At 59.1% G+C, this 15,338-nt stretch carries 19 protein-coding genes; 18 read left to right on the forward strand and 1 reads right to left on the reverse strand.

Annotated features, from left to right (window positions below):
• The first annotated feature begins 1,122 nt into the window (after positions 1 to 1,122).
• The 16 genes from ACW7G2_RS11550 to ACW7G2_RS11625 all read left to right on the forward strand — a co-directional run bounded on the left by ACW7G2_RS11550 (position 1,123) and on the right by ACW7G2_RS11625 (position 13,124).
• The gene (locus tag ACW7G2_RS11550; protein ID WP_456975900.1) at positions 1,123 to 1,557 is read left to right on the forward strand and encodes a hypothetical protein; all 435 of its coding nucleotides are present in this window, start codon (positions 1,123 to 1,125) and stop codon (positions 1,555 to 1,557) included.
• Between the two features lie 18 nt (positions 1,558 to 1,575).
• Positions 1,576 to 1,995: a hypothetical protein gene (locus tag ACW7G2_RS11555; RefSeq protein ID WP_456975902.1), complete on the forward strand. Its 420-nt coding sequence runs from the start codon at positions 1,576 to 1,578 to the stop codon at positions 1,993 to 1,995.
• 643 nt (positions 1,996 to 2,638) lie between these two features.
• Positions 2,639 to 2,932 carry a hypothetical protein gene (locus ACW7G2_RS11560; protein ID WP_456975904.1) on the forward strand — a complete coding sequence of 98 codons (294 nt, stop codon included), beginning with the start codon at positions 2,639 to 2,641 and terminating at the stop codon, positions 2,930 to 2,932.
• 59 nt (positions 2,933 to 2,991) lie between these two features.
• Positions 2,992 to 3,306 (forward strand): cupin domain-containing protein, encoded by a 315-nt coding sequence (locus tag ACW7G2_RS11565; protein ID WP_456975906.1) that lies wholly within the window; start codon positions 2,992 to 2,994, stop codon positions 3,304 to 3,306.
• A gap of 57 nt (positions 3,307 to 3,363) precedes the next feature.
• Positions 3,364 to 3,633: a hypothetical protein gene (locus tag ACW7G2_RS11570; protein WP_456975908.1), complete on the forward strand. Its 270-nt coding sequence runs from the start codon at positions 3,364 to 3,366 to the stop codon at positions 3,631 to 3,633.
• Between the two features lie 75 nt (positions 3,634 to 3,708).
• Positions 3,709 to 4,155 carry a hypothetical protein gene (locus ACW7G2_RS11575; RefSeq protein ID WP_456975910.1) on the forward strand — a complete coding sequence of 149 codons (447 nt, stop codon included), beginning with the start codon at positions 3,709 to 3,711 and terminating at the stop codon, positions 4,153 to 4,155.
• A gap of 113 nt (positions 4,156 to 4,268) precedes the next feature.
• Positions 4,269 to 4,775, forward strand: a complete 507-nt coding sequence (locus tag ACW7G2_RS11580; protein WP_456975911.1) for a DUF2199 domain-containing protein — start codon at positions 4,269 to 4,271, stop codon at positions 4,773 to 4,775.
• 123 nt (positions 4,776 to 4,898) lie between these two features.
• Positions 4,899 to 5,264, forward strand: a complete 366-nt coding sequence (locus tag ACW7G2_RS11585; protein ID WP_456975913.1) for a hypothetical protein — start codon at positions 4,899 to 4,901, stop codon at positions 5,262 to 5,264.
• Between the two features lie 814 nt (positions 5,265 to 6,078).
• Complete coding sequence (locus tag ACW7G2_RS11590) at positions 6,079 to 6,237, forward strand: hypothetical protein (protein ID WP_456975915.1); 159 nt, start codon at positions 6,079 to 6,081, stop codon at positions 6,235 to 6,237.
• A 618-nt stretch (positions 6,238 to 6,855) separates the two neighbouring features.
• Positions 6,856 to 7,287 (forward strand): hypothetical protein, encoded by a 432-nt coding sequence (locus ACW7G2_RS11595; RefSeq protein WP_456975917.1) that lies wholly within the window; start codon positions 6,856 to 6,858, stop codon positions 7,285 to 7,287.
• A gap of 639 nt (positions 7,288 to 7,926) precedes the next feature.
• On the forward strand, positions 7,927 to 8,499 hold the full coding sequence (locus tag ACW7G2_RS11600) for a HEPN domain-containing protein (protein ID WP_456975919.1): 573 nt from the start codon (positions 7,927 to 7,929) through the stop codon (positions 8,497 to 8,499).
• Positions 8,500 to 10,527: 2,028 nt separating this feature from the next.
• Positions 10,528 to 10,797, forward strand: coding sequence for a hypothetical protein (locus tag ACW7G2_RS11605; protein WP_456975921.1), 270 nt, complete (start codon positions 10,528 to 10,530; stop codon positions 10,795 to 10,797).
• A 140-nt stretch (positions 10,798 to 10,937) separates the two neighbouring features.
• The gene (locus ACW7G2_RS11610) at positions 10,938 to 11,207 is read left to right on the forward strand and encodes an SHOCT domain-containing protein (protein WP_456975923.1); all 270 of its coding nucleotides are present in this window, start codon (positions 10,938 to 10,940) and stop codon (positions 11,205 to 11,207) included.
• A gap of 132 nt (positions 11,208 to 11,339) precedes the next feature.
• On the forward strand, positions 11,340 to 12,080 hold the full coding sequence (locus ACW7G2_RS11615; RefSeq protein WP_456975925.1) for an energy transducer TonB: 741 nt from the start codon (positions 11,340 to 11,342) through the stop codon (positions 12,078 to 12,080).
• Between the two features lie 243 nt (positions 12,081 to 12,323).
• Positions 12,324 to 12,713: a lysozyme inhibitor LprI family protein gene (locus ACW7G2_RS11620; protein WP_456975927.1), complete on the forward strand. Its 390-nt coding sequence runs from the start codon at positions 12,324 to 12,326 to the stop codon at positions 12,711 to 12,713.
• 39 nt (positions 12,714 to 12,752) lie between these two features.
• Positions 12,753 to 13,124: a DUF1428 domain-containing protein gene (locus tag ACW7G2_RS11625; RefSeq protein WP_456975929.1), complete on the forward strand. Its 372-nt coding sequence runs from the start codon at positions 12,753 to 12,755 to the stop codon at positions 13,122 to 13,124.
• 44 nt (positions 13,125 to 13,168) lie between these two features.
• Here ACW7G2_RS11625 and fdhD read toward each other — a convergent pair whose 3' ends face one another.
• A complete protein-coding gene (fdhD, locus tag ACW7G2_RS11630) occupies positions 13,169 to 14,011 on the reverse strand; it encodes a formate dehydrogenase accessory sulfurtransferase FdhD (protein WP_456975931.1) in 843 nt (280 codons plus the stop codon).
• 121 nt (positions 14,012 to 14,132) lie between these two features.
• On the opposite strand from fdhD, the gene ACW7G2_RS11635 reads away from it, so the two are divergent.
• Together ACW7G2_RS11635 and ACW7G2_RS11640 are read left to right on the forward strand one after the other, a co-directional pair.
• Positions 14,133 to 14,681, forward strand: coding sequence for a histidine phosphatase family protein (locus ACW7G2_RS11635; protein WP_456975933.1), 549 nt, complete (start codon positions 14,133 to 14,135; stop codon positions 14,679 to 14,681).
• Positions 14,682 to 14,830: 149 nt separating this feature from the next.
• Positions 14,831 to 15,283 (forward strand): hypothetical protein, encoded by a 453-nt coding sequence (locus tag ACW7G2_RS11640; RefSeq protein WP_456975935.1) that lies wholly within the window; start codon positions 14,831 to 14,833, stop codon positions 15,281 to 15,283.
• Positions 15,284 to 15,338 lie beyond the last annotated feature (55 nt).

Consider the following 15,338-nt stretch of genomic DNA (forward strand, 5'->3'; position numbering starts at 1 on the left):
ACCACATGGCAGGTACAGCTTGCCATGTGGTTCGCTCCACTACGCGGTTCGGCTTAACTTAGGTGTTAGGCGCTCACAGCTCCGCAGTAGCTGTAGCTCAGGTTTCGTGCTTCAGCTCGCGTCGTCCTGGCTCCTGGTCTTCGTTGTTCACGGCGCACGCGCGGTGAGCGGCGGCATCTGGCGCCTCGGCTTCGGCCACACGCAACCCCGAGCCGAGATTGCGATATCGGCAGCCGGCTTCGTGCGGGCTGCGTATACGACTTCGGGGCCGCGCGACCGGTCGGCCGAGCTCCGGAAAGATCTCTGTCACGGAGGACCGGGTTCTGCGGCAAGCTCGTTACGGGCTTCGGTCAGCGCGCAGGGTTGTACCGACCTCGGCTTCGGCTACAGTTGCGCCTAACAATTCATTCAAGCCGACGCCGCTTCGCGGCGCGGCTTAATTCAAGCGTTAGGCCCCAATCTGTCGTACCTCCAAGGTCCAACCGGCACACATCATGAAGATCTCTAACTTTCTGGTGCTAGACACAAACGGGTCAGAAATTGCTGCTGATTCTCATGGCAATAATTTGGCGTTCTGCTGCTGGACTTGCGGTCACCCTGTGCTAGCCATCGCTCTCGATAATCAGCGCGGGAGTGATGAGGAGCATCCTGCAGCCTGCAAGGGCTGCAACGTGCAGTACTTCTTGGACATTCGGCCACAATCTCAAAAGCTGTACATCCACACAGTTGGGGCTGGGGCCTAACAATGCGTTCAAGCCGAAGCCGCTTCGTTCCGCAAAGCACCTGGCAGATACAGCTTGCCATGTGCTTTGCTCCACTACGCGTCTCGGCTTAACTTAGGCGTTAGGCCGCTATCCAAACCATCTCCCCGGAGGAGTGCTGTGGAAGGTTTTATAGTTGCCGTTGTTGTCATTGCCCTGGCGATCTGGTTTTTGCGCGGGTTCGATAAAGTCGCCGGTCGTGGGCCGAAACAGGTGAAGGATGGAGTTGACCAATCGTCCATAGGATCTACTGATAATCCTAAGCGCGTCGCATGCCCGCACTGTGCGGAACTCATTCTTCCGGCCGCAAAGCTGTGTCCGTTCTGCAGGTCGCAGCTAAGTGACAAAGCTCGTATCGATCATGATCGCCCTGTTGCTTGGAGTAGTGCATTTCTATCTCCTGCTCCGGTTCTGGGGATTGTGGGCAGCGCAGAACCCTTTGCCGTCCTTCCTGATCACGGACGCAGGGATGGGTGAGGCTTACCGCTGGGTCCTTTATCCAGTGGACTTTCTCACCTCCGTTCTTCTTTCCGTCCCGCTAGCCATCATCTTGCTCAGGCTTCGCCCTTCAAGAATCTGGCTCTATGTGGTACTTGCGGTGCTTCCGTATTTCGCATACAGCAATGCCCACCTTGTTGGTGATCCGATACTAGGGCAGCTATTGCCCGCCTTCGCTTTCGGCTGGGTCATGGAACTGCTCATTGTTCCTGCGGCAGTCTTGTTGGCCGGCCTTCTGGTGCGTCGGTTTGCGCCTAACAATTCATTCAAGCCGACACCGCTTCGCGGCGCGGCTTAATTCAGGCGTTAGGCCGCAATGGACTCCTCTCTGATCCCCAAGCTCATCAGGCAGAGACGGCGCTTGTTCCAAAGCTACATTGTCCATGTCGTCTGGTTCGCCGCCATGATCGTCACAGCCATTGCCCATTCGTCCAAGACCGTAATTGCGGCTTCAATTCTTCTGGCGCTGGTAACGGTCCCTCCGGTCATTGCCTACGCGGCTGCGGTGCACCGAACGTGCCGCGCCATTGATCCAACCGCCAAGACAATTGGCCTCATCCCAATGATCATCATGACGGTGCTGTTCACCCCATTCGAGTCCGGTCTGGTGGTCCCAGCCAAGAACCTATTGGTATCTGGCAGGTTGGTGCGGCAGCATCAGTCTGCTTCGGCAGGGCCCGGTGCTTCTACTCAATCAGACCCAAGTTTGCGGCCAGATTGCAGCAAGTTGTTGTAATGTTCCGTCTCAGGGGTTGGGCTGCGGTGCTTCCAGGCAAGTGTTCGCGATGTCTGGTGGCGGCGGCCTAACAATGCGTTCAAGCCGAAATTGCATCGCTACGCCAGCCACATGGCACAAAGAGCTTGCCATGTGTCTGGCTACGCGCTGCAATTCGGCTTAACTTAGGTGTTAGACCTGCCATGAGAGCAATGTACAGTCTGGTGATCCTGATTCTTTGCAGCATTATGAGCGCATGCTCTGCAGCAAAGTCTCTCCAAGCTTGCACTCCTGGCCTTACTCCTACATCCACAGTGCCTCCAAAGCTGCCGCCCCGACTGCACAACGAGTTCATTGGCAAGGCCCACGTTTCGTTCGTCATTACCCCCGCGGGTAAGGTGCATTCCCCCGCCGTTGTCTCTGCAGAGTGGCGTCCGAGCGGGCACCACAACAAGCACCCCGTCGGGTACAACGAAGCCATTCTTTCCGCTGTGGCCGAATGGCGCTACCCACCCAGAGAGCATGCGTGTCGCCATCAGGTTCCGGTAGAGTTTCAAGTGGACGACTCATCCAGCTCCTCGGCTGGCAGGTCTAACAATTCATTCAAGCCGAAACCGCTTCGCGGTTCGGCTTAATTCAGGCGTTAGGCCGCTCGGAGGGTTCGGTGCTCATCTACACGCAAATGCCTCGGCTCGGCACCAACGTGATGTTGCTCTTGGGCGTGCCCTTCTATCTCTGGGCCGTCTTTGTGGGCCTACTCGCTGCCTCGTGGTTTCCGGGCGCGACGCTTGTCGTTCTCTTTGGTGCGTTCTTCATTTACACGTTCCTCTATTCCAAGGCACTCTATTTCTTCGTGCACCGGATGTATCCGCGGCGACCCGTGTGGCAGTTCATCGTGGGGATCCTCACAGTACAAGTTCTACTCTTGGCCGGCACCGTTTATGGCGTAGCGGCCTAACAATTCATTCAAGCCGACGCCGCTTCGCGGCGCGGCTTAACTCAAGCGTTAGACACTGCATGAAAGTATTTCGCGGCAGCACGTTCAAAGCAGATCGCGCTTGGGGCGCAGTTGATATTGCCAATATGGGCGGTGTCACCACTCGTCTCCATTGGACGGACCAGCCATACAAATGGCATATCAATGACGGTGAGGAAGTTTTTGCCGTTCTTGCCGGGCGCGTGGAGATGCGGTTCCGCGACGACACGGGTGCCGAGCAAAGCACAATCCTGGAGAGCGGTGATGTGTTCTATGCGTCGATAGGAACGGAGCATGTGGCACACCCTATCGGCGAGGCCAGAATTCTAGTCGTGGAGCGCGAGGGCAGTGTCTAACAATTCATTCAAGCCGACACCGCTTCGCGGCGCGGCTTAATTCTGGCGTTAGGCCTCATGACAATCGAACACGTTGATCCGGTTTCAGAAGCACTCCAGGCGCGTTGTGGCTCGCTTACCGTAGCTACCCTGGCTGACGGACAGAGCATCGAGATCCATAATGTCGCTTGGGGGCGTGACATGGGCGAGCCCTTTGATCACATCACCACAAACATTTCGCCCGCTCCCGATTCCCCGCACACCGTGGACTTCTTCACTACGGACAAGGTTCTACTTCTGGTAGCTCCAGAGTCCGGATCAGTGCTGTACCGCAAGGTCACAGGATGAGGCCTAACAATTCATTCAAGCCGACACCGCTTCGCGGCGCGGCTTAATTCAGGCGTTAGGCCGCTGGGGAGCTACATGGCCAGTCCAACCAACAAGTTTCTGGTAGTCGGCGCCGCCCTTAGCGGGATCGCAGCGCTGATGCATCTGGCGTGCCTGGCCGTGGGCGCTCCGCTGTTTCGGCTCTTGGGCGCCGGAGAGCAAATGGCACAACTGCACTTGGCCGGCCACTGGTATCCCATCGTCGTTACCCTGGTCATTGCCGCCGTTCTTGCTGGGTGGAGTGCTTACGCTCTCTCCGGTGCCGGTGTAGTTCGCCAGCTGCCGTTGCGACGTACCATCCTCTCCGCAATCACGACCATCTACATCGTTCGGGGCGTCGCATTCGTGCCGGTCATGGCGCACTTCCCCGGGAACAGCATGACGTTCTGGGTTGTGAGTTCTTCCATCTGCCTACTGATCGGCCTCATCCATCTTGTGGGCCTTCGGCAGTCTTGGGGCAGGCTTTCTGGCGGTGCGGCCTAACAATGCGTTCAAGCCGAAGCCGCTTCGTTCCGCAAAGCACATGGCAGATACAGCTTGCCATGTGCTTTGCGGAACTACGCGTCTCGGCTTAACTTAGGTGTTAGGGCCCACACGTGACTTCATCGTTCAACTGCTCCACTTGCGGCGAAACTCACGAAGGCTTGCCCACGGATCATGGCTGGCAACTTCCCGACGACGTATGGGCTATTCCGGAGGACGAGCGATCTAACGCGGCCAAGTTCAACAGCGACCTGTGCCAGCTAGGCAACCGTTTTTTCATCCGCTGCCTTCTCAAGCTTCCGTTCAAAGAGCAACCCGACTACTACGCTTGGGGCGTTTGGGTGGAGGTGACGGAGCCAGACTTCTACCGCTACGTCGAGATCTACGACAAGGACGGGGTTGCTGAGCCGCCGGCGCCAGGCACTATCGCCAACTCTATGCCTGGCTACCCGCCTACTCTTGGCCTAGCTGTGAGCGTGCAGTTCCAAAGCAGCACTAGCCGCCCCAGTGTTGCAGTGCCGGCCGGTGGCCACCCCATAGCGGCGGAACAGGCCACGGGCATAGACAATCATCGTTACCACCAGATACTTGTAGCCACAGGGTCCGTGGGTGGGCCCTAACAATTCGTTCAAGCCGAACCTACTTCGCTACACCAACAACATGGCAGGTTAAGCTTGCCATGTTGTCGGCTACGCTACGCAGGTCGGCTTAACTCAGGCGTTAGGCACCAAGGAGAGTTCCCCGTGAATTTCAAGACTGCGTTCACTTCCGTTGTCATCGCAGCGGCTGCGCTCTTCGCCGCACCAAGCTTTGCTACAAACAGCTACCAAGTGACCGCGCTTATCGAGCATGGCGGCGAGCTGGTGGGAGAGCCAAGCGTGGTCGTAAGGCCTGGGGCTCCGGCGTCAGTCGCTGTGCACGGCGAGGGCGGCTACACCCTTACGGTCACGGTCACTCCAAGAGAGGAAGACTTACTGGATGTCACTGTTAAAGCAGAGACCTCGAGAGGTTCGGTCTCGACCGCAGTCACCACTCGGGCTGACAAGCCGATTGTCGTGGCTGGCGGTGACGTGAGTCTCACGCTGACGATTGCGGCGGGTGGCGCCTAACAATGCGTTCAAGCCGAAGCCGCTTCGCGGCTCGGCTTAACTTAGGTGTTAGGCATCAGATGGAGGGCGTCGTGAACTGGAACAAAATAGTCCTGCTCGCAACTCTTCTGTTCGTTGCCCAGGTCGTACTCGGCTTCGTAGAAGGTGCTCTTCAGTCTCCTGACTCTGGCGCTTCTTGGCTTTTCGCTGGCCATGCCACCTCATTCGTCGTTTGCTCGGCAATCTTCGCCTTCTTTGCAGTGCGCTATCCCGCGAAGCCATTCGCCCACGCTTGGGGCGGTCTATTGCTGCAAGTTCTCGTCGCGGTCGGACTCTCGGCGGTACTTACCGCTTGGCTCGGTAGCACGCCGTGGGCTTCTGTCGCACTGGAGTGGACTGTGCTCGTTGTCGCTCTCGTTGCTGGCACGTCAGTGGGCATCGGTCTTCGGCATAGCGCCAGCGGACCGGCTGATGCCTAACAATGCGTTCAAGCCGAAATTGCACCGCTACGCCAACAACATGGCAGAAAGAGCTTGCCATGTTGCCGGCTACGCGCTGCAATTCGGCTTAACTTAGGTGTTAGGCGCCCATGGAACCTTGCGTCGTCACGAAGCTAAAAAAGCAACGGAGGCGTCTGCTACAAAGCTACGTGATTCACGTCGCTTGGTTCACTGCGATGATCGTTACCGCTGTCACTCAGGCATCCAAGACCACAATCGCTGCCGCAATCGTGCTGGCGCTAGTCACAGTGCCACCGGTGATCGCGTACGCAACCGCCGTTCACCGGACCTGCCGATCTATCGATCCCCGTGCCAAGACCATAGGATTGGTACCGATGCTCATCATGACCGTGCTGTTCACTCCCTTCGAGTCAGGTCTGGTGGTTCCGGCCAAGAACCTCTGGGTTTCAGGCAAACTGCTTCGGGAGGCGCGGCTCACCGGGCAGGCGCCTAACAATGCGTTCAAGCCGAAGCCGCTTCGCGGCTCGGCTTAACTTAGGTGTTAGGCTCAAAGGAGGGAATAGATGGCGCTCATCCAATGCGCAGAATGTCACGGCACGGTCTCGGATACAGCGAACGCCTGCCCACATTGCGGAGCTCCCGTTAAACCGACTCCAGTCGCGCCTGCTCAGCCTCAAGCGCACGTCGACGTCGCGCATAGCTGGTTTTGGCCAATTGCTATTGTCATATCCCTTATCGCTGCATTTTTCTGGGCCTGCTCTCCCAGTAAAAAAGAGGAGTTTCCCCGCAGGGCGACGAATATAAGCAACGCCACGACGCCAGATATAGATGTGCAGACACAAGGAAGAGTAAAGGCGATCATCGAGAGCCGGGGACTTTGGTGCGGTCGAGCTGTCCGATACTACGAAGCCCCGTTCAAATCGTCTGTCAACGCTCCGGTTTATTACGCTTTCTGTGACGACGGTAATAACGCCGTTATCTACCATATACATATGGACAGGTCCGGCAATGTTACTGCGGTCAAAGAGGGGTAAGCCTAACAACGCGTTCAAGCCGAACGCGCTTCGCTACACCAATCACATGGCAGAAAGAGCCTGCCATGTGATTGGCTCCGCTACACACGTCGGCTTAACTTAGGTGTTAGGCGTCACATGACAAATCACCGGTCCCTCAAACTCAGCACGCTCGGCTTGGGCCTAGGCGCTCTGGCACTTCTTGTCGCGATCGTACATTTCTGGATTGTGGCGGCTGCACCCTCGCCGCCGCTCGAGGACATGATTGCGGACAAGGTCGTGGCCATTCGCGACGCCACGGTCAACCGATTCACCGGCCGGGCGGAGGAGCCTCAAGGCGACGGTTCGTGGGATCGCGAACAGTTGGTGATTGCGGCCACATCGCTGCTGGGCGGACTTGCAATTGTCTTGGCCATCTTCGGGTTCGTCCGGAGAGAGCCCAGGAGGCCCTGCATAGGAGCAGCTGTCCTTGGTGTGGGCGCAGTAGCCTTTCCTTTTGTCATCGGCGCTCTCGGGGCTGTTATCGTGCTCTTGGCGTTGGGCGCCATAGTCAGCGTGTTTCTCGGCTAGTGGCGCCTAACAATGCGTTCAAGCCGAACCCGCTTCGTTACGCGACACACATGGCAGAAAGAGCTTGCCATGTGTTCCGCTCCACTGCGCGGGTCGGCTTAACTTAGGTGTTAGGCGGCAGCAAAAGCCGGATTCCTATGACATCACTTCCGCGGCTTATCGGAGTTCTCGGTGCACTTGACCTGACGTACGTCGCTTGGGCCGCAATTGGCGTGCTCGGCGGCTCGGGGATCCCAGGCTACTGGCAAAGCCTCATCACATTCGGGCTTCCATATCCCGCACTCCAAGCTGCAGCGATCTTTGGCGTCTATGTCGCCATCCTTGCCTGCGGACTTGGCTTGCTTCTCCGGCGCCCGTCACTCGCATGGCTCAACTATGCGCTCTTCCCGCTCCGGGTAATTTTCGCTCTGCCCACGGTTTTCCCGGTGTTTGTGGTGCTGCCCACTTTCGGAGTCGCGCTTCATCCAGGCGTGGCGTTCGCTCTTCTGGCAGTCACGGAGCTTGCTCGCGTCATAGTTGTACGCATATGGTCTCTCAGGGTATTGGCGGCGGGCCACCTCGCGGGCGCAGCCGCCTAACAATGCGTTCAAGCCGAAGCCGCTTCGCGGCTCGGCTTAACTTAGGCGTTAGGCCTCACATATGACATCTCTCGCTTACGACAATTTTCTCCAGCCACTGCTCAACGACGCCGTCGATATCGAGGCTGCTCATCGTCGTTTACGCACCGGGAATCGAGGCAGGCAACACGGCCTCGGCGCGTTGAACCGCGCGGCGGTTGTTATGTGTTTGTCCGCTTGGGAAGCGTACGTAGAAGAACTGGTCAAAGAGTCAGTTTCGACGTTCCGTCCGACCAATCCTGCCAACACCACGTGGCAATCGATAAATGCCAGCGCCAGGTCGCAAATCGGTCGCTTCAACACTCCAAACGCGGACAATGTTAAGCGGCTCATTGCGGACACGATCGGACTGGAAGACATAACTTTGGTGTGGCAGTGGCAGAACACCTCGCCCGGGCAAGCTATCGCTCGCTTGACTGAGGCGATCACTTTTCGTCACCAGATCGCCCATGGCGTTAATCCGCGCCCAACTATTCACAATCAGTACGCTTCAAGACTACCGGGACTGTTTCGTAGCCTTGGAAAGGCAACAGACGGCGGGGTTCGTGCCTACCTTGCCGATGAGTTGCATGTTCCAAGCCCATGGCCGCTATGAGGCCTAACAATGCGTTCAAGCCGAAGCCGCTTCGTTCCGCAAAGTACATGGCAGGAAGAGCTTGCCATGTACTTCGCTCCACTACGCGTCTCGGCTTAACTTAGGTGTTAGGCCTCACAGGAGAGATCCGTGCAGAACAGCCCAAAAATCACCCCACGAAGCGCGCTCGCCGCTTTCTCGGTCGCACTCTTGGGGGCGGTTATAGGAATTCTTCTTGGGCCAGGTATTGTCGCGCAGTTCCCTGGGGCGCCGGTCTGGGTGCTTCCTGCTGTCATGTGCTCGGCTACCTTGTTGGCTCTTATCGCAGCCGCAGTTGCATTTAAGCTTTCAACAGGCGGCCGCACCAACGGGCGCAACAAACCCGGGCGTGAGGCCTAACAATTCGTTCAAGCCGAACTTGCTTCGCTCCACCAAACACATGGCAGAAAAAGCTTGCCATGTGTTTGGCTCCGCTACGCAAGTCGGCTTAACTTAGGTGTTAGGCCGGTCTGGAGAGTTCAATTGGCAGCCAAGTTCATCTCCGCTATTGCCGCCGCATGCCTAGCTAGTTGCGCGACAGTACCCACAGACCAAGTTCTTGGGCTAGACGCCGTTATCTCAAACCCCGCCAAGTACGACGGGCAGCGTATCGCGGTAGGGGCTTGCATCAACGTCATCATCCATGGGGTTGCGCTTCTTCCTTGCGGCAAGCGGCGTCCTAACGTTGACATCAAAGAGCCCAGAGAAGGAGAGTCTAATTACTCACGCTTGGTCAGCTATGCGCATCGCAACATGGGGGCGAGTCCCGAAGAGCTACCTGTCTTGGTAGTTGGAAGGTTTATGGCCTCCGAGACTACCGGCGAGGTGCTCCACTCCATCACTGTGGAGCAGTTCCAGCCGAGACAAGCGAAGTGACCGGCCTAACAATGCGTTCAAGCCGAAGCTACTTCGTTCCGCCAACCACATGGCAGGTACAGCTTGCCATGTGGTTGGCTCCACTACGCAGCTCGGCTTAACTTAGGTGTTAGGCCTACCAAGGAGAGAATTGCATGACTCCCTACCGCAACCTAAATGGAAACTCGAACGTCGTCTCATACGCAACCACAGACGATTCGATTCATGTGGTGTTTCGAGATGGCGCGTACCGTAACTATCTTTACGATTACTCGAGGCCTGGTAAGGCCATGATCGACCACATGAAAGCCCTCGCTGCTCAAGGTCATGGGCTCAACTCATACATTGGTACAACGGTCAGGAAAAGCTTTGCTCGCAAGTGGTAGGCCTAACAATTCATTCAAGCCGAACCCGCTTCGCGGGTCGGCTTAATTCAGGTGTTAGTGCGCTTATGACAGATTTTCAGTCTCCGTGGTCGCTTAGATCCAATGCATTGCGCGAGTGTCAAGCCGCGTTTGACTGTGGTCACGAGGAGACCGCTTTCCGGGAGCGTCGCGTTGCGAACGGAGGGTTTCAGTATGTGCGGCAATGCCTACGCTGCGGAAAGCCGACAACCAACCCAATAAAACGCGCTGACGCTATCTACCAGAACGGGAGCGTCATCCCGCCGCCTTTTGATGACGATTTGATGGAAGACTGGGGGCGGAAGAAGTCGCTAGCCTATGATCAAGTAGATCTCGACTATCGCAACCGGACAAACGCGCTTGCCGCGCCAGGAGCTACCTCGAACGACGAGTGGCAAGTAAGGTACAACAACTACTTGGCATCATCTGGCTGGTCAAAGAAGCGCCGGCTAGTCTTGGAGCGAGCAGACAATCTCTGCGAGGGCTGCAGAGAACAGCCTGCCGTAGAGGTGCACCACCTAACGTACGAGAACATGGGGGATGAATTCTTGTTTGAGCTGGTAGCGCTTTGCAACAAGTGCCATCACACGATTCATGAGCGCCGGCAGGCCCGTGCGGCCGCGCTCTAACAATGCGTTCAAGCCGAAGCCGCTTCGTTCCACCAACCACATGGCAGGTAAATCTTGCCATGTGGTTGGCTCCACTACGCGTCTCGGCTTAACTTAGGTGTTAGGCCTCACAGAGCGAGATCATGGCAACTTCAACAGAGCGCAATCTCATCAGCCGTGCAGTCCCGCCAGCCAACGTACGGCACGACGGCAACCTGACCGTGCCACGCAGCTTCGGTGTCTATGAGCTTCCCGCCAAGTCAGGTTCCACGCGCCGTTATCGCCTTGGCAACCATCCAGTTCGCCAGGCCGAGCTTCATCGTGAGTTCGGAGCTTGCAGACTTCTGTATCTGTTCCTACAGCGGCCAGATGCCGTTCAAATGGCCTCGGTGCTCAATGCACGTGAGGCCTAACAATGCGTTCAAGCCGAAGCCGCTTCGCTACGCAAACCACATGGCAGAAAAAGCTTGCCATGTGGTTCGCTCCACTACGCGTCTCGGCTTAACTTAGGTGTTAGGCGCGCACTCATTTCTATCGCAACTGAGGGAAGTTCATGGGGGGATTTAGCTTGTGGCACTGGATCATCGTGCTGTTTGTTCTCGGCATTCTTGCAGCAATCATTGGCCTCATCATCTGGCTCATTGTTCGCGTTACCCGTCGGCCCCATGCGGCCACAGCGCCAAGCACGCCCCCAGCAATTGCTACCGCCTCGTCTCTGACAGTGGAGTCGCGCCTACAAGAGCTTGCCAACCTCAAGTCAAAGGGCCTCATCACGGACTCCGAGTATGAAGAGCGCCGTTCCGCTATTCTTCAAAGCGTCTAGGCACGCGCCTAACAGTTCGTTCAACCCGAACCCGCTCCGTTCCACCAACAACATGCAGGTCGGGTTAACTCAAGCGTTAGGGGAGATTCAGGATACTTACGCGGCCACGCGTCATCAGTCGTTTCAGCGAGATTGATCGACGCCCTTCATGAAGGGACCGCGCGGACCGGAGTTGTGATGCGAACTTGGATGTGGGCTTTTCTGCTGGCGTATGCGATTTCGGGCATCAGTTTGGTGCGGGGCGATTCCGGCGTGACCGCCCCGTCTGCTTCGCGGATCGACGTGGAGGCGTACAACCGGGGGATTGCTGCACAGGGGCTGGAGCATCATTGCGCCGACGCGGCCTGTGACACGCTGCCGGAGTTGCTGGACGGCTACGCGCCGATCTATCCACCACAAGCGCTGGCAGAGGGGCTGACGGGGCTCGCGGCAGTGGTTTTCACTGTGGACGAAGAAGGCCGCCCCACAAGGTTGCGTGTGGAATCAGCGACGAATCCGGAATTCGGCGATGCGGTGCTCACGGCCGTGGAGCGGTGGTGGTTCCGCCCGGCCACGCTGCAGGGCGAGCCAGTGCGGATGACCATGCGGGTGCCGTTTCCATTCGAGCTCCCTGACCCGCCAGGTCCAGGGGAATCGCTGGCCACGGCAGTGATCATCCAGGCCACGGAAACACTGGAGGGCATCCGCGCTGAACACGCCTGGCTCAGGAGGCACCTTCCCGGCGCCGAGGTGACGCGGCAGCGCCTGCTGCAGGGCCAAGGGCCACGTGTCTATGACCAGATTGAGGTTGAGCTGCCATCCGGTGACCGGCGGGTGGTTTACTTTGACATCACCAGCTTCTTCGGCAGCGGGTTGGAGGGTGCTTCGCCATAGGCGTACTTGCTGAGCCGGCGTTCTGCGGCACTGCTCGCCAACGCGGCGACCTCCGTCCGCTTTTTCCTGTGACTCCAGGCACGGCGTGATGGCCGTGCGCGGCGTGGAAACGCGTTCAATGTGAAGCCACTGCGCGTCACCAGGCACTCGTAGGCACAGCGGCTTGAACGCCCAGCTCAACTACTTGGTTCTGCTTGCACGCGGTTTCGCCTAACCCGGTCGTCAGGTAGCAGGAGAATGTGAATGAGCAAGCACTCAATCGCGTTGGCGTGTCTCATATCGCTCTCAATGTCGTGTACCGCCGATGCAACCGACTCTGCAAGCTATTCCGCATGCATGGAGCAGTCCAATAGCGTAACGAGCAATATGCTCGACTGTATCGCCGCGGAGCTGCAGACCCAGGATGCGAGGCTCAACAGCGCTTACAGGACGCTTCAAGCGCAGCTGAGTTCCGAGCGCAAACAAGAACTTACCGCAGCCCAGCGTCTGTGGATCCAGTATCGGGATGCGAACTGCGGGTTCTACGCTGATCCGGAAGGCGGCACCTTTGCAACGCTCGCATCAAACCAGTGCGTGCTTGATGAGACGACCCAGCGCGCAGAGGAGCTGGAGACTCTCGGCGCAGTGCACTGACTGCCCTCGCAGGCGGCCCTCCCCCACAGGAACGATGCAATGGCCTACATCGACGGTTTCGTGCTCGCCGTGCCCACGGCGAACAAGCAGAAGTTCACCGATCACGCCAACCTCGGCGATTCGTTCTTCGTCGAATTGGGCGCCACGCGCGTCCTGGAATGCTGGGCCGATGACGTGCCCGACGGCAAGCAGACCGATTTCCGCAAGGCGGTCCAGGCAAAGGACGACGAGACGGTAGTGTTCTCGTGGATCGAATGGCCGGACAAAGCCACGCGCGACGTCGCGTTCGCGAAGATGATGGATGGAAGCGACCCGCGCATGAACCCGGAGAAAAATCCCATGCCGTTCGACGGCAAGCGGATGATCTTCGGGGGCTTCAACCCTGTGGTCGAACTGCCCGGCAAGGGCTGAGGGCGGCCCACCGCAATACCGGACGGGGTGCGACAACCCGGGTGTCAGCCATCCCCCGCCAGCAGGCGATGACCGTGGCTGTATACCGCATGGCCATCATCGCGGGCAAAACCGATCAGGGTCAGATTGGCGCGTTCCGCGAGTGAAATCGCCAGGGCGGTGGGCGCGGACACGGCGGCCATCAGGGCTACGCCGGCGCTGGCGGCTTTCATGGCCATCTCGTAGCTGGCACGGCTGGTGACCACCACGAACCCGGCTGCCGGGTCAGCGCCTGCCGCACTCATTGCCCCGATGAGCTTGTCCAGGGCGTTGTGCCGGCCCACGTCTTCCCGCAGCAGCTGCAGGCTGCCATCCAGGGCGGCCCAGCCTGCGGCGTGGGTGGCGCCGGTGCGGGCGTTGATGTCCTGGCCGGAGCGCAGCTCGCGCAGGGCCCGCTGCAGTGCCGGCACGGTCACGCGCACGTCTGCGACGACCGGCGACGGGTAACGCAGGGCCGCCTCCAGCAGTTCGCTGCCGCAGACGCCACAGCCGCTGCGCCCGCTCATGCTGCGCCGCCGGTTCTCCAGCGCCTTGGCGCGGCTGGCGGGAATGCGCATGCGGATCTGGATGCCTTCGATCAGGTGTTCGACACTTTCGATGAGCAGATCCCCCCGCGACTCGATGATGCCTTCGCTGAGTGCAAAACCGGCGGCAAAATCCTCCAGGTCCGCGGGGGTGGCCATCATCACTGCGAACGGCTGGTCGTTGTAGACGAACGCGACCGGCACCTCTTCGGCAATGTGGTCGTCAAGCAGGCGCCCGGCATCGCCGCGCCAGCGGTGTACAGGGCGGACAACGCTGCCGGGGGTGGTGTCCGGATCGGGCGCGACAGAAGGGGAATTCGACATGTTGCCAGCATGCCGCAATCGGCCTCGGGATGCAGGCAGAGCGGTGGCCCGCCGTGCACCGGGGCTTTTCCCGGCGCGCCGCGGCGGGCATCATGCTGGCAGACCCAGAACGGAGTTCCCGATGCGCCTGCTGTTGTTGCCACTGCTGCTTGTTGGACTGGCCGGTTGCGCGCTGCTGCAGCCCGCCCCTGCCCCGGCTGATGGCATTGCACAGTCGCCCGAGCCGGAGTTGGAGCTGGAAACCACGTTCATCGTGGTCCGCCACGCAGAAAAGGCAACTGACGACCCGGAGAACCCCGTGCTTGATGCCGACGGCCAGGCCCGCGCCCGGGCGCTGGCGGAGGCGCTGGCTGATGTGCCGCTGAAAGCGATCTATTCCACCCCCACCCGGCGCACCCGCGCTACGGCAGCGCCCGTGGCAGCTGAAAAGTCGCTGGAAGTGCGCGACTACGATCCTGAGCTGCCGGCCACCGAACTGGCCACGCTGCTGCATATCCGCCACGCTGGCGATGCGGTCCTGCTGGTGGGGCACAGCAATACCGTGCCCGACATCGTCACGGCGCTGTGCGCCTGCCCGGTGGAGGCGATGAGCGAGGAGGAGTACGGGGATCTGTTCCGCGTGCGCATTGCATCAGGCGGCAAGGCAACGCTGGAGCGCGACCGGTTCTGAGCCGCCAAGTGCACAAAGCGCGCCAAAACGGTGACGCGCATCACAAATCCAGGCGCCAATGGAAGGTATGGTCCGGATGGGAGGAGCGTTTGTGCAGCGCCACGCTGTGCGAACAGCGCATCCAAAAGGGGAAAACCAGAATGAATTCCATGACCAGACGACTGCTGCCGCTTGTCGTTTTTGCTTTGGTATGGGGCACTGCGACGGGAGCCAACGCGCAGACGGGGGCGACTTGCCCGCAGCTGCCGGCCAATTCAGGCCTGAGCTGGGAACAGCGTGGGAACGATGCATTCCTGATCTGCAGCGCGGTGGGCGCGGACGGCACCGAAGCATTCGGCCTATCACTATCCGGCGACTCGCCGTTCCAGCCCCGCCGTGCGTATCGGGAGGAGCGCGGCGTGGTGGCCGGACAGGATATCCGCTGGTATCGGGCGGAAGTGGGCACCCAGCCCGACATCCTGGTCCGGGAAACGCTGGTGGAGCTGAGCCGGGACCAGGTAGCCCACATCTGGACCCGCACGTTTTCCGAAGAGGCTCTGCTGGAGAACATGCAGATGGTAGAGCGTCTGGATTTCAGCGATAACCGGGTGAGCAGCAACTGAGGCGCACCCGCTCCTGCCATCCAAACTCAACGAAGGCCGGCGCAAGCCGGCCTTC

The organism is Luteimonas sp. A277 (genome assembly GCF_054052045.1).